Annotated in this window: 20 protein-coding genes and 1 tRNA gene; 15 read left to right on the top strand and 6 right to left on the bottom strand. The window is 41.7% G+C overall.

All coding sequences use genetic code 11. From position 1 onward, the window contains the following. The first annotated feature begins 36 nt into the window (after positions 1-36). The gene (gene mutS, locus ACESOD_RS08425; RefSeq protein ID WP_373094997.1) at positions 37-2571 is read left to right on the top strand and encodes a DNA mismatch repair protein MutS; all 2535 of its coding nucleotides are present in this window, start codon (positions 37-39) and stop codon (positions 2569-2571) included. Positions 2572-2611: 40 nt separating this feature from the next. Here mutS and ACESOD_RS08420 read toward each other — a convergent pair whose 3' ends face one another. Beyond that, entirely contained in the window at positions 2612-3070 is a 459-nt protein-coding gene (locus ACESOD_RS08420) for a DUF3021 domain-containing protein (protein WP_061863449.1), read from the bottom strand. Then, the gene (locus tag ACESOD_RS08415) at positions 3067-3507 is read right to left on the bottom strand and encodes a LytTR family DNA-binding domain-containing protein (RefSeq protein WP_373094994.1); all 441 of its coding nucleotides are present in this window, start codon (positions 3505-3507) and stop codon (positions 3067-3069) included. The genes ACESOD_RS08420 and ACESOD_RS08415 overlap by 4 nt, the downstream gene beginning before the upstream one ends. Before the next feature lie 342 nt (positions 3508-3849). Here ACESOD_RS08415 and rpsL point away from each other — a divergent pair, with 342 nt between their 5' ends. From rpsL to ACESOD_RS08350, 13 genes are all read left to right on the top strand, one after another. Further along, entirely contained in the window at positions 3850-4266 is a 417-nt protein-coding gene (gene rpsL / locus ACESOD_RS08410; RefSeq protein WP_001142333.1) for a 30S ribosomal protein S12, read from the top strand. Positions 4267-4285: 19 nt separating this feature from the next. Beyond that, on the top strand, positions 4286-4756 hold the full coding sequence (gene rpsG / locus ACESOD_RS08405; protein ID WP_000087876.1) for a 30S ribosomal protein S7: 471 nt from the start codon (positions 4286-4288) through the stop codon (positions 4754-4756). A gap of 307 nt (positions 4757-5063) precedes the next feature. Continuing rightward, on the top strand, positions 5064-7145 hold the full coding sequence (gene fusA, locus ACESOD_RS08400) for an elongation factor G (protein WP_000090332.1): 2082 nt from the start codon (positions 5064-5066) through the stop codon (positions 7143-7145). Between the two features lie 113 nt (positions 7146-7258). Next, on the top strand, positions 7259-11653 hold the full coding sequence (locus tag ACESOD_RS08395; protein ID WP_373094989.1) for a PolC-type DNA polymerase III: 4395 nt from the start codon (positions 7259-7261) through the stop codon (positions 11651-11653). Between the two features lie 37 nt (positions 11654-11690). Then, the gene (locus tag ACESOD_RS08390; RefSeq protein ID WP_373094987.1) at positions 11691-12368 is read left to right on the top strand and encodes a hypothetical protein; all 678 of its coding nucleotides are present in this window, start codon (positions 11691-11693) and stop codon (positions 12366-12368) included. A gap of 13 nt (positions 12369-12381) precedes the next feature. Next, positions 12382-12534, top strand: coding sequence for a hypothetical protein (locus ACESOD_RS08385; RefSeq protein ID WP_223323604.1), 153 nt, complete (start codon positions 12382-12384; stop codon positions 12532-12534). A gap of 21 nt (positions 12535-12555) precedes the next feature. Then, the gene (locus ACESOD_RS08380; RefSeq protein ID WP_373094984.1) at positions 12556-13797 is read left to right on the top strand and encodes an aminopeptidase; all 1242 of its coding nucleotides are present in this window, start codon (positions 12556-12558) and stop codon (positions 13795-13797) included. 9 nt (positions 13798-13806) lie between these two features. Then, positions 13807-14037 carry a GlsB/YeaQ/YmgE family stress response membrane protein gene (locus ACESOD_RS08375; RefSeq protein WP_373094982.1) on the top strand — a complete coding sequence of 77 codons (231 nt, stop codon included), beginning with the start codon at positions 13807-13809 and terminating at the stop codon, positions 14035-14037. 360 nt (positions 14038-14397) lie between these two features. Continuing rightward, positions 14398-15306 carry a LysR family transcriptional regulator gene (locus ACESOD_RS08370; RefSeq protein WP_248034816.1) on the top strand — a complete coding sequence of 303 codons (909 nt, stop codon included), beginning with the start codon at positions 14398-14400 and terminating at the stop codon, positions 15304-15306. A 39-nt stretch (positions 15307-15345) separates the two neighbouring features. Next, positions 15346-16374 (top strand): tRNA preQ1(34) S-adenosylmethionine ribosyltransferase-isomerase QueA, encoded by a 1029-nt coding sequence (gene queA / locus ACESOD_RS08365; RefSeq protein ID WP_373095099.1) that lies wholly within the window; start codon positions 15346-15348, stop codon positions 16372-16374. Positions 16375-16552: 178 nt separating this feature from the next. Then, positions 16553-17110, top strand: a complete 558-nt coding sequence (locus ACESOD_RS08360; protein ID WP_311522845.1) for an ABC transporter substrate-binding protein — start codon at positions 16553-16555, stop codon at positions 17108-17110. Between the two features lie 552 nt (positions 17111-17662). Further along, positions 17663-18952, top strand: a complete 1290-nt coding sequence (locus ACESOD_RS08355; protein WP_261274733.1) for a DUF308 domain-containing protein — start codon at positions 17663-17665, stop codon at positions 18950-18952. Between the two features lie 9 nt (positions 18953-18961). Then, the gene (locus ACESOD_RS08350) at positions 18962-20050 is read left to right on the top strand and encodes an AI-2E family transporter (protein ID WP_004250750.1); all 1089 of its coding nucleotides are present in this window, start codon (positions 18962-18964) and stop codon (positions 20048-20050) included. A 714-nt stretch (positions 20051-20764) separates the two neighbouring features. Here ACESOD_RS08350 and ACESOD_RS08345 read toward each other — a convergent pair. The 4 genes from ACESOD_RS08345 to ACESOD_RS08330 all read right to left on the bottom strand — a co-directional run bounded on the left by ACESOD_RS08345 (position 20765) and on the right by ACESOD_RS08330 (position 23618). Beyond that, a complete protein-coding gene (locus tag ACESOD_RS08345; RefSeq protein ID WP_003004261.1) occupies positions 20765-21280 on the bottom strand; it encodes an HdeD family acid-resistance protein in 516 nt (171 codons plus the stop codon). A 218-nt stretch (positions 21281-21498) separates the two neighbouring features. After that, positions 21499-21915: a helix-turn-helix domain-containing protein gene (locus tag ACESOD_RS08340; protein WP_373095097.1), complete on the bottom strand. Its 417-nt coding sequence runs from the start codon at positions 21913-21915 to the stop codon at positions 21499-21501. Positions 21916-22011: 96 nt separating this feature from the next. Continuing rightward, positions 22012-22084: transfer RNA gene (locus tag ACESOD_RS08335), tRNA-Lys, on the bottom strand. Positions 22085-22346: 262 nt separating this feature from the next. After that, a complete protein-coding gene (locus ACESOD_RS08330) occupies positions 22347-23618 on the bottom strand; it encodes a replication-associated recombination protein A (RefSeq protein ID WP_373095094.1) in 1272 nt (423 codons plus the stop codon). Between the two features lie 115 nt (positions 23619-23733). On the opposite strand from ACESOD_RS08330, the gene ACESOD_RS08325 reads away from it, so the two are divergent. Next, positions 23734-24204: a DUF3013 family protein gene (locus tag ACESOD_RS08325; RefSeq protein ID WP_373094978.1), complete on the top strand. Its 471-nt coding sequence runs from the start codon at positions 23734-23736 to the stop codon at positions 24202-24204. Positions 24205-24222: the final 18 nt, after the last annotated feature.

Genomic DNA, 24222 nt, shown 5'->3' with positions numbered 1-24222 from the left:
TCTCTCTCAAGACTATTTTTAACAAGGAGAGAATGGATGACGACAGAAAAATTATCACCTGGCATGCAACAGTATGTGGATATCAAAAAACAATATCCAGATGCTTTTTTGCTCTTTCGTATGGGTGATTTTTATGAGTTATTTTACGAAGATGCAGTCAATGCTGCCCAGATACTAGAAATCTCACTAACCAGTCGCAATAAGAATGCTGACAATCCTATTCCCATGGCTGGAGTTCCTTATCACTCAGCCCAACAATATATCGATGTTCTAGTTGAGCGTGGCTACAAGGTTGCCATTGCTGAGCAGATGGAGGATCCTAAGCAGGCAGTAGGGGTTGTTAAGCGCGAGGTTGTGCAGGTGATTACCCCTGGTACAGTCGTCGATAGTAGTAAACCAGATAGTCAAAACAATTTTTTGGTGGCTATCGACCGTGACGGTCAGCAATTTGGTTTGGCATACATGGACTTAGTGACGGGTGATTTCTATGTGACAGGTTTATTGGATTTTACCCTGGTCTGTGGTGAAATCCGAAATCTTAAGGCAAGAGAAGTTGTCATCGGCTATGCCTTAACTGAAGAGGAAGAACAGATTCTCGGCCGTCAAATGAATTTGGTACTTTCCTATGAGCAAGAATCATTTGAAGACATCCATCTACTAGATCCACGCTTGGCGCCTATTGAACAAGCTGCCAGCAGTAAACTTCTCCAGTATGTCCATCGGACTCAGATGAGAGAGTTGAATCACTTGAAGCCAGTTGTCCGTTATGAAATTAAGGATTTTTTGCAGATGGATTATGCAACCAAGGCTAGTCTAGATCTAGTAGAAAATGCTCGTTCTGGCAAGAAACAAGGGAGTCTTTTCTGGTTGCTAGATGAAACTAAGACTGCCATGGGAATGCGTCTTTTGCGCTCTTGGATCCACCGTCCCTTGATTGACAAGGATCGTATTCTTGAACGTCAGGAGGTTGTGCAGGTCTTTCTGGATTATTTCTTTGAACGTAGTGATTTGACGGAAAGCCTCAAGGGAGTCTACGATATTGAGCGTCTGGCTAGTCGTGTTTCTTTTGGGAAAAGCAATCCTAAAGACCTCTTGCAATTAGCGACTACCTTGGGAAGTGTTCCACGAATTCGAGCAATTTTAGAAGGAATGGAGCAACCAGCTCTTGCCTATCTGATTGAACAATTAGATGCTATTCCTGAGTTGGAAAGTCTTATTAGCGCAGCCATTGCTCCTGAGGCTCCTCATGTGATTACAGAGGGTGATATTATTCGGACTGGCTTTGACGAGACCTTGGACAAGTATCGTCGGGTACTGAGAGAAGGAACCAGCTGGATTGCTGAGATTGAGGCCAAGGAAAGAGAAAATTCTGGCATCAGTACGCTCAAGATTGACTACAATAAAAAAGACGGCTACTATTTCCATGTGACCAATTCGCAGCTTGGTAACGTACCAGCCCACTTTTTCCGTAAGGCTACGCTAAAAAACTCTGAACGTTTTGGGACAGAGGAGTTGGCTCGTATCGAAGGAGAAATGTTAGAAGCGCGTGAGAAATCAGCCAATCTTGAATACGAAATTTTTATGCGGATCCGTGAGGAGGTTGGCAAGTATATCCAACGCCTGCAAGCCCTAGCCCAAGGAATCGCTACTGTCGATGTCTTACAAGGTTTGGCAGTGGTAGCAGAAAATCAGCACTTGATTCGTCCAGAGTTTGGTCAGGATTCACGAATTGACATCCAAAAGGGACGTCACGCAGTTGTTGAGAAGGTCATGGGAGCCCAAACCTATATTCCCAACAGCATCCAAATGGGTGAAGATACTAGCATCCAGCTGATTACAGGGCCTAATATGAGCGGGAAGTCAACCTATATGCGTCAGCTAGCTATGACAGCAGTCATGGCCCAGATAGGATCTTATGTTCCGGCAGAAAGTGCTCACTTGCCTATCTTTGATGCGATTTTTACCCGTATCGGGGCAGCAGATGACTTGGTGTCAGGTCAGTCCACCTTTATGGTCGAGATGATGGAAGCCAATAATGCCATTGCGCACGCGACTGAGAATTCTCTCATTCTCTTTGATGAGCTTGGACGTGGAACGGCAACTTATGATGGCATGGCCTTGGCCCAGGCAATTATCGAGTATATTCATGAACATATCGGAGCCAAGACTCTCTTTGCGACTCATTACCATGAATTGACTAGTTTGGAGACTAGTCTGGGACATCTGGTTAACGTTCACGTGGCTACGCTTGAGCAAAATGGACAGGTTACCTTCCTTCACAAGATCGAAGCAGGACCAGCTGATAAATCATACGGTATTCACGTAGCTAAGATTGCAGGTTTACCGGCAGACTTGCTGAAAAGAGCAGATGAAATTTTAACTCAATTAGAGAGTCAAGGTCAGGAAAGTCCTGCTCCAATGAAACAAACACATGCAGTTTCTGAACAAATTTCCCTATTTGACTCGGCTGAAGAAAATCCTATCCTAGCAGAATTGGCTAAAGTAGATGTGTACAATATGACACCGATGCAGGCCATGAATCTCTTGTTAGAATGGAAACAAAAATTATAAATCAAAACCCACTCAGTCCTGTGAGTGGGTTTCTGTTGCATTATTTCTTCTGAGCCAATAATTGGTTGATGTGGGCAACCTTCTTTGATTCTCTTTTATAGAGAATCGCCCAGATGATGAGATAGACGATGGCAAACTCTGGGATGAGTTGAAGGATGAAAGTCCAGCGAAGTGGAAACCAACCTGCCAGAATTGCTAGAGGAACAAAACCTAATAGCATGAGGAAGAAGTGAGTGACAGTCGCACGAAGAAGGCTCCAGTCTTTGGCAAAGAGACGGCTACCAAAACTAAAGAGGACTCCGATAGCTGCCCAGATGATAGAACAGTAGAGCAAAACTAGAGCGCCATGTACCTGTTGTTGGATCATGAATTGGCCAATCAAAGAGTTGGGGCTAAGTGGTGCATAGTTGCTTGGTGAATAGATAAAAGAAAAGATAATAGATAGGATGAGGCCGATGAGGATACCAGTTGTGGCATCGTGGAAAATTTGTTTTTTCATAGTTCTAATTTCTCCTTAATAGCTTTGAGGTAACGGCGAGATGAGTAGGTGAAACTGTCATTTTTTAGATAGATTTCAATCAAGCCGTTAGAGGTTAGTTTTAGATGACTAATAGCATCGATGTTGACAATTTCCGATTGGGAAATTTGGATAAAGGAAGCAGGTAGAATTTCACTTGCTTGGTAAAGACGAATGTCGAGCGCATAGGTTTGGATATCCGTTTCAGCTAAGACTTTGCGATTTTCAATATATATACGTTGAATCTTACTAATCTGAATCAAGTAGACCTGGTCTTGGAATTTTCCTTTAAGAGTTTCGTTTTGATCCAGTGATTGAACAAAGTCTTGAACTTTTTGAACTCTAGGGGACAAAGATGGTGCTTCTATGATGATTTGTTCTTCTGCATATTGTTGATCAATGTCAAGTCTGACTTTCATATTTTCTCCTTTGTAAAGTTGTAATAGAGATCTCTTACTTACAAATCTATTAAACACCATTTTGTCGGCAAATACAAGAAGCTTTGTCTATGTGGTCGGTTGAAGAGTCTATCTGGTAGGCGAGCGTTTTCAACTAAATTTAAGAGCAAAGAAGTCAAAAAATAAGAAGAAATATATTGACAAAAATAGAAAAAACGTGGTACAATAATAGACGGTACTTTTTACTTTTGGTCTCTCAAGAGTGTACAGGGACGTGCTGACAAATGTTGCAAAAGTACACACAGATGATAGCTGTCACCAAGTGTATCATCACCAAAAATAAAAAAACACAGGAGAATGTAGATGCCTACAATTAACCAATTGGTTCGCAAACCGCGTAAATCAAAAGTAGAAAAATCTAAATCACCAGCTTTGAACGTTGGTTACAACAGTCATAAAAAAGTTCAAACAAACGTTTCTTCACCACAAAAACGTGGTGTTGCAACTCGTGTTGGAACAATGACACCTAAAAAACCTAACTCTGCCCTTCGTAAATTTGCTCGTGTACGTTTGAGCAACCTTATCGAAGTTACTGCCTACATCCCAGGTATCGGACACAACTTGCAAGAGCACAGCGTGGTGCTTCTTCGCGGTGGACGTGTAAAAGACCTTCCAGGGGTACGTTACCATATCGTCCGTGGTGCACTTGATACTGCAGGTGTTAACGATCGTAAACAAGGCCGTTCTAAATACGGTACTAAACGTCCGAAAAAAGCATAAGGAAAGGGGATAAAGAGAAATGAGTCGTAAAAATAGAGCTCCAAAACGTGACGTATTGCCAGATCCGCTTTACAATTCACAATTAGTTACTCGTCTTATCAACCGCGTTATGCTTGACGGTAAACGTGGTACAGCTGCTTCAATCGTTTACGGTGCTTTTGAACAAATCAAAGAAGTTACTGGTAACGATGCACTTGAAGTATTTGAAACAGCTATGGAAAACATCATGCCTGTACTTGAAGTACGTGCACGTCGTGTTGGTGGTTCTAACTACCAAGTCCCAGTTGAAGTTCGTCCAGAACGTCGTACAACACTTGGACTTCGTTGGTTGGTAACAATCGCTCGCCTTCGTGGTGAACACACAATGCAAGATCGTCTTGCAAAAGAAATCTTGGATGCTGCTAACAACACTGGTGCAGCAGTTAAGAAACGTGAAGACACTCACCGTATGGCTGAAGCTAACCGTGCCTTCGCACACTTCCGTTGGTAATAAAATGATACCAAGAGCGGTAAAGGCCCAAGGCAAAAATAGGAAACTGATGCAGTGTTCCGTGAACACAAAGCAGTTTATCTTTTTTGCACCGGGCCTCGCTCGGGTTCAAATCAGTTAACTTGAGCTTTTAACCCGGGTTCAATTGAGCTCGGTCCGCTCTTGAGTACAACTCAACTTACCATTCCGCAAGTTGAAGCCAACAATAACATGAAAACATTGAGAACGGGTAGGTCCTGCCTATCCGTTTTTATTAAATCGTGTTATAATAGAATAGAAATAAAAAAATATAGGAGAAACAAACCTCATGGCACGCGAATTTTCACTTGAAAAAACTCGTAATATCGGTATCATGGCTCACGTCGATGCTGGTAAAACAACTACAACTGAGCGTATCCTTTACTACACTGGTAAAATCCACAAAATCGGTGAAACTCACGAAGGTGCGTCACAAATGGACTGGATGGAGCAAGAGCAAGAACGTGGTATCACTATCACATCTGCTGCGACAACAGCTCAATGGAACAACCACCGCGTAAACATCATCGACACACCAGGACACGTGGACTTCACAATCGAAGTACAACGTTCTCTTCGTGTATTGGACGGTGCGGTTACAGTTCTTGACTCACAATCAGGTGTTGAGCCTCAAACTGAAACAGTTTGGCGTCAAGCAACTGAGTACGGAGTTCCACGTATCGTATTTGCCAACAAAATGGATAAAATCGGTGCTGACTTCCTTTACTCAGTAAGTACACTTCACGATCGTCTTCAAGCAAATGCACACCCAATTCAATTGCCAATCGGTGCTGAAGATGACTTCCGTGGTATCATCGACTTGATCAAGATGAAAGCTGAAATCTATACTAACGACCTTGGTACAGATATCCTTGAAGAAGATATTCCAGCTGAATACCTTGACCAAGCTCAAGAATACCGTGAAAAATTGATCGAAGCAGTTGCTGAAACTGATGAAGAATTGATGATGAAATACCTCGAAGGTGAAGAAATCACTAACGAAGAATTGAAAGCTGGTATCCGTAAAGCGACTATCAACGTTGAATTCTTCCCAGTATTGTGTGGTTCTGCCTTCAAGAACAAAGGTGTTCAATTGATGCTTGATGCGGTTATCGACTACCTTCCAAGCCCACTTGACATCCCAGCGATCAAAGGTATCAACCCAGATACAGATGAAGAAGAAACTCGTCCAGCATCTGATGAAGAGCCATTTGCAGCTCTTGCCTTCAAGATCATGACTGACCCATTCGTAGGTCGTTTGACATTCTTCCGTGTTTACTCAGGTGTTCTTCAATCAGGTTCTTACGTGTTGAACACTTCTAAAGGTAAACGTGAACGTATCGGACGTATCCTTCAAATGCACGCTAACAGCCGTCAAGAAATCGACACTGTTTACTCAGGTGATATCGCTGCTGCCGTTGGTTTGAAAGACACTACAACTGGTGACTCATTGACAGATGAAAAAGCGAAAATCATCCTTGAGTCAATCAACGTTCCAGAACCAGTTATCCAATTGATGGTTGAGCCTAAATCTAAAGCAGACCAAGACAAGATGGGTATCGCCCTTCAAAAATTGGCTGAAGAAGATCCAACATTCCGCGTTGAAACTAACGTTGAAACTGGTGAAACAGTTATCTCTGGTATGGGTGAGCTTCACCTTGACGTCCTTGTTGACCGTATGCGTCGTGAGTTCAAAGTTGAAGCGAACGTAGGTGCTCCTCAAGTATCTTACCGTGAAACATTCCGCGCTTCTACTCAAGCACGTGGATTCTTTAAACGTCAGTCTGGTGGTAAAGGTCAGTTCGGTGATGTATGGATTGAATTTACTCCAAACGAAGAAGGAAAAGGATTCGAATTCGAAAACGCAATCGTCGGTGGTGTGGTTCCTCGTGAATTTATCCCAGCGGTTGAAAAAGGTTTGGTAGAATCTATGGCTAACGGTGTTCTTGCTGGTTACCCAATGGTTGACGTTAAAGCTAAGCTTTACGATGGTTCATACCACGATGTCGACTCATCTGAAACTGCCTTCAAGATCGCTGCATCTCTTGCACTTAAAGAAGCTGCTAAGACTGCACAACCAGCTATCCTTGAACCAATGATGCTTGTAACAATCACTGTTCCAGAAGAAAACCTTGGTGATGTTATGGGTCACGTAACTGCTCGTCGTGGACGTGTAGATGGTATGGAAGCACACGGTAACAGCCAAATCGTTCGTGCTTATGTTCCACTTGCTGAAATGTTTGGTTACGCAACAGTTCTTCGTTCTGCATCTCAAGGACGTGGTACATTCATGATGGTATTCGACCACTACGAAGATGTACCTAAGTCAGTACAAGAAGAAATCATTAAGAAAAACAAAGGTGAAGAATAATTCACCGTCACTTTAAAAGAAGTCACTTTGTGGCTTCTTTTTCTGTTTGGTAGAAATGGGTAAAAGTGCCTCAAATATGGTAAAATAGAAGGAGTATATTGTGAGGAAAATGGATGTCAACCACTTTTGAAATTTTAATGAATCAGTTGGGAATACCCGCTGAAATGAGAAATCATGAGGCCTTCTCTCAGGCTGAAATAGAACAAGTTATTGTTCATAAACGAAGCAAAGTTTGGGAGTTTCATTTTGTTTTTGAAAATATCTTGCCTTTTGAACTTTTTTTAGAGTTGAAAAGAGGCTTGAAAGAAGAATTCTCAAAAACTGGAAATCAGGCTAGTTTTGAGATAAAAACGAGAAATCAGGAATTTTCTAGAGAACTTTTACAAGCCTACTATCGAGAGGCTTTTTCGGAAGGTCCTTGTGCTAGTCAAGGTTTTCGTTCTATTTATCAGAATTTTCAGGTTCGCTTTGAAAATGCCCAGTTAATCATTGAAGCTTCAGAAGCGGCAGATACAGAGCATTTTAGAAAAAATCATCTGCCAAATCTTAGCAAACAGCTGGAATTTTTTGGTTTTCCTAAACTTTCTTGCATCTTAGAAAAAAATGAAGATCTCACAAGGGAAGAACAAGAAGCCTTTCAGACGGAAAATCAAATGATTATCCAAGCAGCCAATGAAGAAACTCTTCGGGCTATGGAACAGTTAGAACAGATGGCCCCGCCTCCTCCAGCTGAGGATAAGCCTGTCTTTGATTTCCAAGCCAAGAAAGCAGCTGCTAAGCCTAAACTTGATAAGGCAGAGATTACTCCTATGATCGAGGTCAATACCGAGGAAAATCGTCTGGTTTTTGAAGGAGTTGTCTTTGATGTTGAGCAGAAGGTGACTAGAACGGGTCGTGTCTTGATTAACTTTAAGATGACGGACTATACTTCTAGTTTCTCTATGCAAAAATGGGTCAAGAATGAAGAAGAAGCCCAAAAATTTGACATGATCAAGAAAAACTCTTGGCTCCGTGTTCGTGGAAATGTTGAAGTCAATAATTTCACGCGAGACTTGACCATGAATGTGCAAGATGTCCAGGAAGTCGTCCACTATGAACGGAAAGACTTGATGCCAGAGGGAGAACGTCGTGTTGAGTTCCATGCGCACACCAATATGTCGACCATGGATGCTTTGCCTGAAGTAGAAGAAATCGTTGCGACAGCTGCCAAATGGGGACACAAGGCGGTAGCAATCACGGACCATGGGAATGTTCAGTCCTTCCCTCATGGCTATAAGGCAGCCAAGAAATCTGGCATCCAACTTATCTATGGAATGGAAGCCAATATTGTTGAAGACCGTGTTCCCATCGTTTATAACGAAGTTGAGATGGACCTTTCTGAAGCTACCTATGTGGTCTTTGACGTAGAAACAACAGGTCTATCGGCTATCTATAATGACTTGATTCAGGTGGCGGCTTCCAAGATGTATAAGGGCAATATCGTCGCTGAATTTGATGAATTTATCAATCCTGGTCACCCCTTATCAGCCTTTACTACTGAATTGACAGGAATTACGGATGAGCATGTGAAAAATGCCAAACCCTTGGTTCAAGTTCTGAAAGAATTCCAAGAGTTTTGTAAGGATACCGTTCTTGTCGCCCACAATGCAACCTTTGACGTTGGCTTTATGAATGCCAACTATGAACGTCATGACCTGCCAAAAATCACTCAACCCGTCATCGATACGCTAGAATTCGCAAGAAATCTCTATCCTGAGTATAAACGTCATGGTCTAGGACCTTTGACTAAGCGTTTTGGTGTTGCCCTAGAACACCATCACATGGCCAACTATGATGCGGAAGCAACTGGCCGTCTGCTCTTCATCTTTATCAAAGAAGTAGCAGAAAAGTATGGTGTGACAGATTTGGCACGATTAAACCTTGATTTAATCAGTCCGGATTCGTATAAAAAAGCTCGAGTCAAGCATGCGACCATCTATGTGAAAAATCAGGTGGGATTGAAAAATATCTTTAAGCTGGTTTCTCTCTCAAATACTCAGTATTTTGAAGGAGTTCCACGGATTCCACGTACGGTGCTAGATGCTCATCGAGAAGGTTTAATCTTGGGTTCTGCTTGTACAGAAGGGGAAGTTTTTGATGCAGTCGTTTCCCAAGGAGTAGATGCGGCAGTTGAAGTGGCTAAATACTATGACTTTATCGAGGTGATGCCTCCTGCTATCTATGCACCTTTGATTGCCAAAGAGCAGGTCAAGGACATGGAGGAACTCCAGACCATCATCAAGAGCCTGATAGAGGTTGGAGATCGCCTTGGGAAACCCATTCTTGCGACAGGAAATGTCCACTATCTCGAACCCGAGGATGAGATTTATCGTGAAATCATCGTGCGAAGTCTAGGTCAGGGGGCGATGATTAACCGAACGATTGGCCACGGAGAAGCTGCCCAACCAGCTCCGCTACCAAAGGCACACTTTAGAACGACCAATGAAATGTTGGATGAATTTGCCTTTCTAGGGGAAGATTTGGCTCGTAAGATTGTCATTGAAAATACCAATTCCTTGGCAGAAATTTTTGAGCCTGTTGAGGTCGTTAAAGGTGATTTGTATACACCTTTCATTGACCAAGCCGAAGAAACAGTTGCCGAATTAACCTATAAAAAAGCTTTTGAAATTTATGGAAATCCACTGCCAGATATTGTCGATTTGCGGATTGAAAAAGAACTAACCTCTATTCTGGGGAATGGATTTGCCGTGATCTATCTGGCTTCACAGATGCTAGTGCAGCGCTCCAACGAACGAGGCTACTTGGTTGGTTCTCGTGGGTCTGTTGGATCCAGTTTCGTCGCGACCATGATTGGGATTACCGAGGTCAATCCGCTCTCGCCTCACTATGTCTGTGGTCAGTGTCAGTACAGTGAGTTTATCACAGATGGTTCTTACGGTTCAGGATTTGATATGCCAGATAAAGACTGTCCTAACTGTGGGCACAAGCTCAGCAAGAATGGACAGGACATTCCTTTCGAGACCTTCCTTGGTTTTGACGGGGACAAGGTTCCCGATATCGATTTGAACTTCTCAGGGGAGGACCAGCCGAGCGCCCACTTGGATGTTCGTGATATCTTTGGGGAAGAATATGCCTTCCGTGCAGGAACGGTTGGTACGGTGGCTGCTAAGACAGCTTATGGATTTGTCAAGGGTTACGAGCGTGACTATGGCAAGTTCTACCGTGAAGCTGAAGTAGAGCGCCTAGCCCAAGGAGCTGCAGGTGTTAAACGGACGACCGGTCAACACCCAGGGGGAATCGTTGTTATTCCAAACTATATGGATGTTTATGACTTTACCCCTGTGCAGTATCCTGCCGATGATGTGACTGCTGAATGGCAGACCACTCACTTTAACTTCCACGATATCGATGAGAACGTCCTCAAGCTCGATGTCCTTGGTCATGATGATCCAACCATGATTCGGAAACTTCAGGACTTGTCGGGCATTGATCCAAATGATATTCCTATGGATGACCCTGGTGTCATGGCCCTCTTCTCAGGAACCGATATTCTGGGAGTGACGCCTGAACAAATCGGGACTTCAACCGGTATGCTTGGTATTCCAGAGTTTGGGACCAACTTTGTTCGCGGAATGGTGGATGAAACCCATCCGACGACCTTTGCGGAGTTGCTCCAGCTTTCTGGTCTGTCTCACGGTACCGACGTTTGGTTGGGAAATGCCCAAGACTTGATTAAGGCTGGAATTGCGGACTTGTCAACTGTTATCGGATGTCGGGATGACATCATGGTTTACCTCATGCACGCTGGCCTAGATCCAAAGATGGCCTTTACCATCATGGAGCGTGTACGTAAGGGAATGTGGCTCAAAATCTCTGAAGAAGAGCGCAATGGGTATATCGAAGCCATGAAGGCTAACAATGTACCTGAATGGTATATCGAATCTTGTGGGAAAATCAAGTACATGTTCCCTAAAGCCCACGCGGCTGCCTACGTTATGATGGCCTTGCGTGTAGCCTACTTCAAGGTTCACCATCCGATTTATTATTACTGTGCTTACTTCTCCATCCGTGCCAAAGCTTTTGATATCAAGACCATGGGTGCAGGCTTGGATGCTATCAAATGCAAGATGCAAGAAATTGCTGAAAAGCGCAAGAACAATGAAGCTTCCAATGTGGAAATTGATCTCTACACAACACTTGAAATCGTTAATGAGATGTGGGAACGTGGCTTCAAATTTGGTAAGTTGGACCTCTATCGCAGTGATGCGACTGAATTCATCATTGACGGAGATACCCTCATCCCACCATTTGTCGCTATGGATGGTCTAGGAGAGAACGTTGCTAAGCAATTGGTTCGTGCTCGTCAAGAGGGAGAATTCCTCTCTAAAACCGAACTACGCAAGCGAGGTGGACTTTCCTCAACTTTAGTTGAAAAGATGGATGAAATGGGAATTCTGGGCAATATGCCAGAGGACAACCAGTTGAGTCTGTTTGATGATTTGTTTTAATAGTTTGAAATGTCTTATGTAGATTTGAGATTGGTTAATGATGCTAAAGAAAAACAGAGCAACTCCTTGGAAACCAGGGAAAGTTATTTCCATACGCTTGCGAAATGGCGTTTACGTATTAGCACAAATGGTGCGTGATCCCTATCTAGTATTTTTCAACCATTTTAATGAGGAAAATAACTGGAAGGGAGTGACCTTGAAAGAGGAGGATATCCTTTTTTGTAAAGCAGTTACTCGTCAGTTTCTACGCTATAGTCCTGTAACAATTGTTAAAAATCTTGAGCCCCTGTTAGATTATGGACTACCCAAAGAATGGATTTATAGCCATATTGGTGGACATCCTATTACTGTTTCGGTAAAGGGACGGGAGCGCCAAGTAGCTGGTTTTGGTCGACGCTGTTCTTTGGTTCTGGCGGATAAGGACAGTGGACAATCGGAGGATAATCCACTTATGGGGCTCTTCCAGGCTTATATCATACCAGATATCAAAGAACAGGATTGGGATCGGGTAGGTCAGGCTGAACTCATGTCTATTGAAGTATTTCCAACACTCAATGAGCGTCTCTACCTTTGCTATCTTTATGGGAAAAATATAAATCCAGAACAAGATATCTCTTTGGGAAAGCCCCTGCTTGATGACTATGAAACTTATGTAGATATCCTCACGAATAGCCCAGAGGCTCGACGTCTCTATCTAGGAGAGTACGAAGAATAAGAAAGGACATTTGATGAAACTCAAAATTTTTGCGGAAAACAAGCCAGCTCAAAAGGTTTTTGAATATCAGTTAGAGCTTGCTGATCAGACAATTCTTCTATCGACAGCACTCTTGTCAGGTGCTATTGCTTTGGCAGGATTATTTTCTGCTTTGAAAGAAAAATAAAAATAGAAAAGAGAAAACAAAATGGTTTTACCAAATTTTAAAGAAAATCTAGAAAAATATGCTAAGCTTTTGGTTGCAAACGGTGTGAATGTACAACCGGGTCACACCTTGGCTCTCTCTATCGATGTAGAGCAACGCGAGTTGGCTCACTTAATCGTTAAAGAAGCCTATGCCCTTGGTGCACACGAAGTTATCGTCCAATGGGCAGATGACTTTGTAAACCGTGAGAAATTCCTTCACGCGCCACTAGAGCGTTTGGACAATGTTCCAGAATACAAGATTGCTGAGATGAACTACCTTCTTGAAAACAAAGCAAGTCGTCTTGGTGTCCGTTCTTCTGATCCAGGTGCCTTGAACGGAGTGGACGCAGAAAAACTTTCTGCTTCTGCAAAAGCTATGGGAATTGCTATGAAGCAAATGCGTATCGCAACTCAATCCAACAAGGTTAGCTGGGCTGTAGCTGCCGCAGCTGGACTTGAGTGGGCTAAGAAGGTCTTTCCAAATGCAGCGAGCGACGAAGAAGCAGTAGACCTCCTTTGGGACCAAATCTTCAAGACTTGCCGTATCTACGAAGAAGATCCAGTTAAGGCTTGGGAAGAACATGCAGCTATTCTAAAGAGCAAGGCAGAGATGCTGAACAAAGAACAATTCTCAGCCCTTCACTACACAGCGCCTGGAACAGATTTGACACTTGGCTTGCCTAAGAACCACGTTTGGGAATCAGCTGGAGCTATCAATGCCCAAGGTGAAGGCTTCTTGCCAAACATGCCAACAGAAGAAGTCTTTACAGCTCCTGATTTCCGTCGTGCAGATGGTTATGTAACGTCTACAAAACCACTTAGCTACAATGGAAATATCATCGAAGGTATCAAGGTGATCTTTGAAAATGGTCAAATCGTTGATATTACAGCTGAAAAGGGTGAACAGGTTATGAAGGACCTTGTCTTTAAGAATGCTGGTGCGCGTGCCTTGGGTGAATGTGCCTTGGTACCAGATCCAAGCCCAATTTCTCAGTCAGGTATTACCTTCTTTAATACTCTTTTTGACGAAAATGCATCGAACCACTTGGCTATCGGTGCAGCCTATGCAACTAGCGTTGTTGGCGGAGCAGAGATGAGCGAAGAAGAACTTGAAGCTGCAGGACTTAACCGTTCAGATGTTCACGTTGACTTTATGATTGGTTCTAACCAAATGGATATCGATGGTATCCGTGAGGATGGAACACGCGTACCACTCTTCCGCAATGGAGATTGGGCAATTTAAGGAGAATCTATGCTTGGAAGTATGTTTGTCGGCCTTTTGATCGGTTTACTAGCAGGAGCTATCACCAATCGTGGCGAACGTATGGGATGCTTCGGGAAAATGTTCCTGGGCTGGGTTGGTGCCTTTTTAGGACAATTACTCTTTGGTTCTTGGGGACCAAGCCTAAACGGTACAGCCATTATCCCATCAGTTCTCGGGGCCATGATTTTACTAGCCATCTTCTGGGAAAGAGGAAGCTAAGTTTCGCTTTAGAAGGCAGATTAACTCTAAAGAATAAGAGAGAGGCTGGGACAAAAGTCCTAGCCTCTCAATTGTCTTTGGATTGTCGATCAAGACGCAGTGGTTGAGTGGCCTCTACTACGCTGATTTCATCAGCTTTTACAGCCCTACTCAACTGTGCGGAGGTGGGACGACGAAATCGAATTCTAACGAATTACCGATTTCTGTCCCACTCTCTCTTTTTAGGTCGCTCTATAAAGTCCTTTTCTCTCTTTTTAGGTCGCTCTATAAAGTCCTTTGAAAGCACTCATCTAAGCTTAGCCACAGAGCTTTCAGTGACTGGTTCTTTTTATATTGCGTCAAGTATGGTACAATAAAAGCATGAGAATTCAACAATTACACTATATTATCAAAATCGTAGAAACTGGTTCGATGAATGAGGCTGCCAAGCAACTTTTCATTACACAACCGAGTCTATCAAATGCCGTTCGTGACCTAGAAAATGAGATGGGAATTGAGATTTTTATCCGAAATCCTAAAGGAATCACCCTTACACGTGATGGGATGGAGTTTCTATCCTATGCCCGTCAGGTTGTCGAGCAAACGCAACTTCTAGAAGAACGCTATAAGAACCCAATCGCTCATCGCGAGCTTTTTAGTGTGTCTTCACAACACTATGCCTTTGTAGTTAATGCCTTTGTTTCCTTGCTCAAGAAGAGCGATATGGAAAAGTACGAGCTTTTTTTGCGTGAAACCAGAACCTGGGAAATCATTGACGACGTCAAGAACTTCCGCAGTGAAGTCGGAGTCCTCTTTTTAAATAGCTATAACCGAGATGTTCTTTCGAAGATGTTGGATGACAATCATCTGGTTGCCCATCACCTCTTTACAGCCCAACCCCATATCTTTGTCAGCAAGTCCAACCCACTTGCCCAAAAAGAAAAGGTGCAGTTGGCAGACCTAGAAGACTTCCCATACTTGAGCTATGACCAAGGAACCCATAATTCCTTCTATTTCTCAGAAGAGATTTTGTCACAGGAACACCACAAGAAATCCATCGTGGTTAGTGACCGTGCGACCTTGTTCAATCTCTTGATTGGTTTGGACGGTTATACCATCGCGACAGGTATCCTCAATAGTAATCTCAACGGAGACAATATCGTCTCTATTCCACTTGATATTGATGATCCCATTGAGCTGGTTTATATCCAGCATGAAAAGACAAGCTTATCTAAGATGGGTGAACGCTTCATCGAGTATTTGCTTGAAGAAGTTCGTTTTGATAGCTAATCATAAGTACATTAGAAAAGAAAAGGAAATATGACACCAATGAATACCAATGATTTTGATTTTCACTTGCCAGAGGAGCTAATTGCTCAAACTCCTTTGGAAAAGCGCGATGCCTCTAAGCTTTTGATGGTCAATCGCCAGACTGGGGAATTTCAAGATCGCCATTTTCACTCTATTATCGAGATGCTAGAGCCAGGTGATGCCCTAGTTATGAATGATACCCGCGTCTTGCCAGCACGACTTCATGGTCAAAAGGAAGAAACAGGTGGACACGTTGAACTCTTGCTTTTGAAAAATACGGCAGGAGACGAATGGGAAGTGTTGGCGAAGCCAGCCAAACGTCTCAAGGTTGGTGCTCGAGTTGTCTTTGGTGATGGTCGCCTAAGTGCAGTCGTGACCGAGGAATTAACCCATGGTGGCCGTATTGTTGGTTTTGAGTATGAGGGGATTTTCCTAGAAGTACTTGAAAGCCTGGGAGAAATGCCATTGCCTCCTTATATCCACGAAAAGTTGGATGACCGCGAACGTTATCAGACAGTCTATGCCAAGGAAAGTGGCTCAGCCGCTGCTCCGACTGCAGGTTTGCATTTTACCAAGGAATTACTAGAAGAAATCCAGCAGAAAGGTGTTCACCTAGTTTACTTGACTTTGCACGTTGGACTTGGGACCTTTAGACCTGTTTCGGTAGATAACCTGGATGAACACGAGATGCACTCAGAGTTTTATCAATTGTCTGAGGAAGCTGCAGCTACCTTGCGTCAGGTCAAGGAAAATGGTGGCCGTGTCATTGCCGTGGGTACAACCTCTATCCGTACACTAGAAACCATCGGAAGCAAGTTTGACGGTCAAATCCAAGCCGACTCAGGTTGGACCAATATCTTTATAAAACCAGGCTATGACTGGAAGGTGGTCGATGCCTTCTCAACCAATTTCCATTTGCCTAAGTCTACCTTGGTCATGCTTGTTTCTGCCTTTGCAGGACGTGAATTAGTCCTTGAAGCCTATCAGCATGCTATTGATGAAAAATACCGTTTCTTTAGCTTTGGTGATGCCATGTTTATCTATTAAAAATAGAAGGGCTAATTCCTACTTGGATTAGCCTTTTTTGATGTCAATAGCTATTGAATTATATGGAAATAAATGATACACTGAAAACTACAGCTTAGCCTTCAAAAATATATGTAATTTCAGGCTAGGCATTTTAGATACAGATGAAACTGTATCATCATTTTAAAAGGAGATTATCATGAAAAAAACATTGCGCTACACCAGTCTTTCAGCTCTTGCCTTGTTGGCTGCTGTGACACTTGCTGCTTGTGGAGGAAATGCTGAAAAAACTACAGCATCTTCAAGCAAAGAGGCCTCATCCTCTAAAGTAACTAAGGAGTCATCAAGTAAAAAAGAAGCTAGTCAAAAAGAGGAGCAGAAGTCTGAGACGAGCCCATCAAGTTCCGCAAGCACTCAAACGGATAAGAAGGAAGAAAAGAAAAAATCGCCAGAAGCTTACGCAAAATTCCTTGGAACGTGGGAAAACTATGCTGGAACAACTGCTACAGTCACTGCTGATGGGATCGTGACCATTCAAAGTTCAAAAGGAACCTTCCAGTATGAAATGGGCCAAGTAGAGGAAAAAGATGGCTACTACTCAACAGGAATCCATCTTGTCGATGGTGGAGAAGGTGCACGCCTCATCTTTACACCAGCAGGCGTAGCAAATGAATTAACTGGTACGGATGGTAGCCAAGACGTCTTGGCAATCGGCCAATCACCAAGCGACAAAGATAGTCATTTTTACCGTAATTAAGAATGAAAAAAGAAAAAGTGAGCCAAATCGACGGCTCGCTTTTTGAGTGGTGAAAAGTATGGATGAGATTGATTTGACAAGTAAAAAACCTTTAAGTAGCCGGTTGACCAAAAGTAGAACAGATACGAAAAAAAGCCTTGATTTCAAGGCTTTTTCCTGTTGATTAGATGCCTCTGCATAATTTTTGAAGAGTTTTCATGTTGAAAATAATCAAAACTATTGAAATAAGTAAAAAGTTGAACTATAGGGAATATTGTGTCATAATAGGTAATAGATGAATAATTAATAGATTGGAAATAATGCTTTCTTACCTTAACAAGTTGAATTGGTTATACATTTTTTCGTCGCAATTGTGTCTATCTCTCGAGTTTAGCTAGTTTTTATAAGCTCTGATTTCGACTCAATAAAACAAATTTCAGAAGTGCAAAAGACAAGATGGTGACATTGCTACAGTCAGTCGCCATGTCTTGCTGGCACAGGCTGTTTGTGCCGTCAGCTATTTACCAGTCAATTTGATCAAAGGGCTTAATTATTATTTTTGAAAGGTCTTTTATGGAAAAAATTCTTTCTTTAGGTCTGACAGGTAAGAAATTACTTGTTCAGGGTTTCTTGTTTGTTCTGCTAGGTCTTATCTTGATGGTCACGGGAACTTGGTTGCCAGTGACGGTTATTCGACTGGTTCTGTTTTTAGCTTGGATAGCAACGGTCTTAGATTTAGTATTACGTATTTTCAAAAAAAGTCAGTCAACGGACACCTTGGGAGTTGCACTGGTTAAATTGTTAGTGATGGGATATTTGCTAGGCTCGAATCTTGCTACTGATGTGCCAATTTATATTTTGGCTCTTGTGATTGGAATTTCTCAGATTTTTCATGCTAGTATCAACCTTGTCACCTATGTTCTCTACCGCAAAAACAAAATTCGACCTCGTTTTCGTTTCTTACTAGATGGTCTCGTACTAGTTTTTCTTGGTGGGACTAGTCTTTTGTCCTCTACAGGAAATTCTGTCTTTCAACTCTTTGTATTAGGGGCTTATTTTTTCCTTTATGGTGTGTCCAATATCCGTGACGGTTTCTTATTTGAAAAGGAAATTGGGAAAAACCATCTCAAACGTCGTGTCAGAATGAGCTTACCTATTGCCCTAGCCGCTCTCATCCCTGCAAGTACTTTAGCAAAAATCAATAAATTCATGCAGGAAAATGCTGATGAGGAAGAGGAAATCTATCTTGGAATGGTGAAGTTTGGTAAGACAGCAGATCTTGAAATTTTCGTTCATACAGCGGAGACTTCTCTATTTTCAGCTATTGGTCATGTGGACCTTTGTTATCAAGGACGTGTGATTTCTTATGGAAACTATGATCCGTCATCTGAGACCTTATTTGGTATGGTTGGAGATGGTGTTTTATATTTTTGCGACCGTGATAAGTACATTGACTTATGTAAACGGGAGAGTCAAAAAACGCTATTTGGTTACGGAATAGATTTGACACCGGAAATGGAAGAAGCGGTTCAGGAAAAATTAGCTGAATTAAAACAACTAACGATTCCTTGGGAGCCAAGCGCAGATAAAATTAAAACGGAAGATGGTAAGGAAGACTACACCTACGCTTATAAAATCAGACATGAGACGGATGGGGAACTTTATAAATTTATCAAATCTAAGTTTAAATCCTACTTTGTCTTATCTACAAACTGTGTGCTCTTGGCTGATACCATAGTCGGTCAGGCTGGCACCGATATCCTCTCACCCAAAGGATTTATCGCTCCAGGAACTTACCAAGCCTACCTTAATCGAGAGTTTGAAAAACCAAATAGTATAGTCGTATCTAAACATGTTTATTAAGGAGAATTTATGAACTTAGTAAAAAAATACACCCCGTTAATACTTTTTATAGGGCTGGTTGCTCTTGTAATTCTGAATGCATCGAGCTTTATATCAGGAGCAATCTCTCTCTTTGATGTAATATCAACCTTGATTTATGGTGCTGTTATTGCTTTTGTGCTCAATGTTCCCATGAAAAAAATTGAACAGTACTTAGTTAAATTGAAGGTAAAGGCAGAGTTGCGTCGTCCGATTGCCATGGTACTTGTTTTCCTAGCTCTTATCTTAATCGTGATTGCTCTTTTGGTTTTGGTGCTACCAACCCTAGCTCAGACTATTAGTCAGCTGGGAACAGTCCTTTCAACAGTCCTGACTCAACTTGGGAAATTGCTAGGCAGCTCGGAATTTGTAACCAAAGACATGTTGTCAACTATCGTATCAGGAATTCAGGGACAGTCTAGCTCTATTAGCCAAGCTTTGATAGGTTTTTTATCAGGTCTGACTAGTAATATCGGCAATATTTTTTCAAGTTTGATGAATGCCTTTTTGATTATAGTCTTCACCTTTTTATTTTTATCCAGTAAGGAACATTTGGCAGCGATGACGAGTCGACTTCTAAAAGTTTTTCTTCCAGAGAAGGTGGTGATAAAGTTGACTTACATTGGACAAGTAGCACTAGAGACTTATGACCAATTTTTGATGAGTCAGCTGATTGAAGCAGTTATCATAGGAGTTATGATAGCGGTTGGTTACAGCGTGTTTGGGATACCCTATGGAGTAATGACAGGTATCTTTGCAGGAGTGCTATCGTTCATTCCTTATGTAGGGCCTATGATTGCTTGTGTTGTGGGAGCGATTTTTATCTTCACAGTGAGTCCTACTCAAGCCTTACTTTCTCTTCTTCTATATCAAGTTATACAGCTGATTGAAGGAAACCTTATTTATCCTAGAGTTGTAGGTCAGTCTATTGGTTTGCCAGCCCTTTTCACGCTTGCGGCTGCTAGTATTGGAGGCAATCTCTTTGGCTTACTTGGGATGATATTCTTTACACCCATATTTGCTGTTATCTATCGATTGGTTAAAGAATTTGTCGTTGCAAAGGAAAATCAGGTAGATTGAGAAAGACTGAATTTAATAAGATATACTAAGAAGAGAGTGAAAGATTCTCTTCTCTTTTATTTCTAAATGACTTGCTCTTGTTCTGTTGCGAAAATTTATGAATTCATAATAGCCCATTTTAATCTCTATGCGGATTGGCCATGTAATATGGGCACAAATTAGTATAGTTTAGTTAATTATAGACTAGCTCTGTACTGTAAAAAACAGTTGGTCTTATCAAATATTGCTAGCAATTGATTGAGAATAAATGATAAGTTTGATAAGGTTGGAAAACCTTTATAATGATTTGCTACAAAAAGTTATTTGACATCAAAAAAGCCTTGAAATCAAGGCTTTTTCCTGTTGTTTAGATGCCCCCTGCATGAATTTGTAAGAACTTTTCATATTGAAAATAAACAAAAGTGTTGAAATATAGCTGATTTTAGGGAAATACTTTTAGGTGTTTTCAATGTCAGGATTTAAAAATGGGGCAAAAGCGGGGCAAAAACGAATGACTCGTATTTTGTTTGAAAACCTATAATACCTAATGATTATGCTATTCTAGATATATAGTTTTGTTATAAATAAATGTCAGTGCGAGATCAAATTGGAGAATAAAATGGAAAAACAAATTTCTACGTAGAATGGAATGCGAAAAAGTGATAATTAAAGAGACGAAAAAGCTGAGAATATGATTTCCCAGCTTTTTTGAATGCGATAGAAATAGCAACTAGACTATTTACGAAAGGCCTCAATAATGTAGGTGAAGCCAGTAACTAAAAATGAAAAGGCAATGACATAAACGACAAAGACACCTGTAGCCACTGGATTGAACAGAATCACTAGACCTAGTAAAAATTCAAGCAAGGCTACCCACATGATATTGCTACCAATAATAGGGAAAATCAATCTTAGACGATTGCCTTTAAAGAAAGCAATAATGGCTTCTACAATTAACCAAATTCCTACAATGGTCGGAATGACGACCGGCAGGGTCACAAAGCCATAAGCAACGAGGTAAAGAGCTAAGAGAAGACTAACAAATCCTTGGAAAAGATAAACAGGTGAGCGAAGCTCTTTTGGTGCAGAGAAATAGCCTAAAATAGCTGCTATAGAAGAAACCAGTAAACCAAATGAAATCCACCAGCTGTAAGCAACAAGATTAGCTACTGGGTTTGTAAATAGGAAAAGTCCTAAAAGGACAAAAACAACTCCTGCAAGGAATAGCAGTAAACGATTAGAAAATTTCATTTCAATACCCCCTATATAGTATATTTTGCTAATAAAACTATTGTACTTATTTTTATAGAAAATGTCAATAAAATAAATAAACAATTTGGAAGTTTCAGTCTGACTTACAAAAAGAAAAGGAGTTTTCACTCCTTTTCACAGATTGAAGACAAAGTCCTTATAAAAGTGTCTTCTAAAGATTTTAACTTCAATCTGAAGCGAGGTTATCCTCGCTTTTTCTATTTATCAAACAATTCCTTATTTTCAATTAAGAGTTCTAGTGGAGATTTATCCCTTGCTTCAATAAAACCAGGTTCATATTGGTTATGAAGTGTTCTTTTCTGAGAAGTTGGATCAATATACAACTCATCTCCATCTTCTGTGTATAGTTGGTTGCCTTTTGTTAGATAAAGTAAATCCTCTAAGTGCTGTCCATAAGTATGTAGGAAATGTTCGATGTATTTGACAGCTTTTAAGATCTCACTTACTTTGTCAGAGTATTCATTCGATTCAAGAACACTCTTTTCTAACTCAATTTCTTTACTAGTTCCAAATAGTTGGGTTGGAGTTGCATTAAAATATTCTGCTATCTTATCCAAATTTGCAAAGGTAGGATAGCTTTTTTGTTTTTCGTAATCAGAGATGTCTGGAAAGATTGCTCATAAAAAAAATGTGGGGCAAATGATGGGGCAAATCAGTTATAGACAAGCAAAAAAGCCTTATAAATAAAGGCTTTTTCCTGTTGATTTAGATGCCCCCTACAGGGCTCGAACCTGTGACCCATAGATTAAGAGTCTACTGCTCTACCAACTGAGCTAAGGAGGCAAATAAAAAGCTGTATTGGTGCCGAAACTTCACGGTTTGTATTGAACCCGCGCAATTAAGCAGGTGGGCAACTCGCTCTAACTGAAGCTGTTTCCGTGTGAGACGGCCTACATGCTGTTAGAAGACTTTTGTTTCCCTAATAATACAAAAAATAGTCGGTCAACACTTAAATGTGAAGTCGTACACCACAGCGTTTCTATGTTTATATGATACCACTTTTTCAAAAAAAATCAAGGGAAAATTAAAAATTTTGAAAAGGATTTTACGAGTTTCGTAATTTATCAATGGTTTCCTTACGTTGAGCCAGAGCCCGTTCGTATTTTCCACTATCTTCTGGTGAGAAGTAGCTATGGTTGCGAATTTTTTCTGGCAAGTACTCTTGTTTGACCCAGTGACCTGGGTAGTTATGTGGATAGAGGTAGTTTTGGGCATTGCCTAATTCCTTGCTACCACTATAGTGGCCATCTCGCAGGTGACGTGGGATTGGTAGGTGACCTGAGGTTTTAAGGTCAGCCAGAGCCTTGTCCATAGCTACATAGGCTGAGTTGGATTTTGGAGAAAGGGCCAAATCAATCACAACATTGGCAATGAGGATGCGGGCTTCGGGGAAACCGATCCTCTGTGCTGCATCCAGAGCAGTCACGGTATGAATCTGGGCTTCGGGATTGGCCAAACCGATATCTTCATAAGCAATAACAGTCAAACGACGAGCTAGGCTAGGAAGGTCACCGGCCTCTATCAAGCGAGCAGCATAGTGGAGACTAGCGTCCACATCTGATCCGCGAATAGACTTTTGAAGGGCAGATAGAACATCATAGTGTCCGTCTCCATCCTTGTCCATAGTAATGTAACTCCGTTGCAGACTATTTTCCATGATGTCAAGCGTGATATGACGTATACCTTTGTCATTAGCTGGAGTGGAGAGAACTGCCAAATCCAGCGAGTTAAAGGCAGAACGGAGATCACCGTTGGTAGATGTTGCGATAAAATCAAGGGCATCATCATCTAACTCAACAGGGAAATCAAAGCCTCGTTCAGGGTCAGTCAGGGCGATTTGAATGGCCTCTTTGACATCTTGGTTAGACAAGGGTTCCAACTCAAAAATCTGAACACGGCTACGAATGGCTGGCGTGACAGAAAAGAAAGGATTTTCAGTTGTCGCCCCGATCATGATGACCAGTCCACTTTCTAGGAGAGGCAAGAGAAAGTCTTGTTTAGTCTTGTCAAGACGATGAATCTCATCTAGTAGCAGTACAAGGCCACCTGAGAATTTAGCTTCCTCAGCGATTTCTTGGAGACGTTTTTTACTATCAACAGTGGCATTGAAGGTCCGAAAAGCATACTTGGTCGTTCCAGCGATGGCCGAGGCAATACTGGTTTTACCAATTCCTGGAGGTCCGTAGAGTATCATAGAGGATAGGCGATTGGCTTCCACCATACGGCGGATAATCTTGCCTGGTCCAACTAGATGCTCCTGACCGATGACCTGGTCGATGGTTTTGGGGCGCATGCGAAGCGCGAGATTGTCTGGCATAGCAGTCCTTTCTAACATGGATTTTCTGATACGAATGTGGTAAGATGGTAGTATCTATTTTAGCATATTTCCGAGTATTCGGGGCGATTTAAGAGTCGTATAGAAAGAGGACAAAATGGCAACATATGGATTTTTAGATGTTTTACAAGAAGAGTTGGACAAGAACTTTCCTTTTGATTATGAGATTAGCTGGGACAAGCGCAATCATGCGGTTGAAGTGAGTTTTCTATTAGAGGCACAAAATGCTGCAAGGGTGGAGATGTTAGATGAAGACGGAGAGGTTTCGTCAGATGATATCCTTTTTGAAGAAGCGGTACTTTTTTACAATCCTGCCAAGTCAACAGTTAATGCAGAAGACTATCTCACAGTCATTCCTTATTTGCCGAAGAAAGGTTTTTCTCGTGAATTCTTAGCTTATTTTGCGCTATTCCTTAAAGATACTGCCGAGGTTGGACTAGATGCCCTCATGGACTTTTTGGAAGACCCAGAAGCAGAAGAATTCGTCATGGAATGGAATCAAGAAGTCTTTGAAGAAGGGAAAGCAGGATTGGAAGAGGGAGAATTTTACCCTTATCCGAGATATTAGAAAAGATTCTAAGTGGAC

It is taken from the genome of Streptococcus oralis (assembly GCF_964238205.1).
GTDB lineage: Bacteria > Bacillota > Bacilli > Lactobacillales > Streptococcaceae > Streptococcus > Streptococcus oralis_CZ.
The sequence above is the reverse complement of the archived record's forward strand: the minus strand, read 5'-3'. Positions and strand labels throughout refer to the sequence as shown.

Coding starts and splice junctions, on each gene's coding strand:
- rpsG (WP_000087876.1), top strand. CDS start 4,286: ATGAGTCGTAAAAATAGAGCTCCAAAACGTGACGTATTGCCAGATCCG.
- ACESOD_RS08415 (WP_373094994.1), bottom strand. CDS start 3,507: ATGAAAGTCAGACTTGACATTGATCAACAATATGCAGAAGAACAAATC.
- ACESOD_RS08370 (WP_248034816.1), top strand. CDS start 14,398: ATGAGAATTCAACAATTACACTATATTATCAAAATCGTAGAAACTGGT.
- fusA (WP_000090332.1), top strand. CDS start 5,064: ATGGCACGCGAATTTTCACTTGAAAAAACTCGTAATATCGGTATCATG.
- ACESOD_RS08385 (WP_223323604.1), top strand. CDS start 12,382: ATGAAACTCAAAATTTTTGCGGAAAACAAGCCAGCTCAAAAGGTTTTT.
- ACESOD_RS08380 (WP_373094984.1), top strand. CDS start 12,556: ATGGTTTTACCAAATTTTAAAGAAAATCTAGAAAAATATGCTAAGCTT.
- ACESOD_RS08325 (WP_373094978.1), top strand. CDS start 23,734: ATGGCAACATATGGATTTTTAGATGTTTTACAAGAAGAGTTGGACAAG.
- ACESOD_RS08360 (WP_311522845.1), top strand. CDS start 16,553: ATGAAAAAAACATTGCGCTACACCAGTCTTTCAGCTCTTGCCTTGTTG.
- ACESOD_RS08350 (WP_004250750.1), top strand. CDS start 18,962: ATGAACTTAGTAAAAAAATACACCCCGTTAATACTTTTTATAGGGCTG.
- ACESOD_RS08355 (WP_261274733.1), top strand. CDS start 17,663: ATGGAAAAAATTCTTTCTTTAGGTCTGACAGGTAAGAAATTACTTGTT.
- queA (WP_373095099.1), top strand. CDS start 15,346: ATGAATACCAATGATTTTGATTTTCACTTGCCAGAGGAGCTAATTGCT.
- rpsL (WP_001142333.1), top strand. CDS start 3,850: ATGCCTACAATTAACCAATTGGTTCGCAAACCGCGTAAATCAAAAGTA.
- ACESOD_RS08395 (WP_373094989.1), top strand. CDS start 7,259: ATGTCAACCACTTTTGAAATTTTAATGAATCAGTTGGGAATACCCGCT.
- ACESOD_RS08345 (WP_003004261.1), bottom strand. CDS start 21,280: ATGAAATTTTCTAATCGTTTACTGCTATTCCTTGCAGGAGTTGTTTTT.
- ACESOD_RS08420 (WP_061863449.1), bottom strand. CDS start 3,070: ATGAAAAAACAAATTTTCCACGATGCCACAACTGGTATCCTCATCGGC.
- mutS (WP_373094997.1), top strand. CDS start 37: ATGACGACAGAAAAATTATCACCTGGCATGCAACAGTATGTGGATATC.
- ACESOD_RS08390 (WP_373094987.1), top strand. CDS start 11,691: ATGATGCTAAAGAAAAACAGAGCAACTCCTTGGAAACCAGGGAAAGTT.
- ACESOD_RS08330 (WP_373095094.1), bottom strand. CDS start 23,618: ATGCCAGACAATCTCGCGCTTCGCATGCGCCCCAAAACCATCGACCAG.
- ACESOD_RS08375 (WP_373094982.1), top strand. CDS start 13,807: ATGCTTGGAAGTATGTTTGTCGGCCTTTTGATCGGTTTACTAGCAGGA.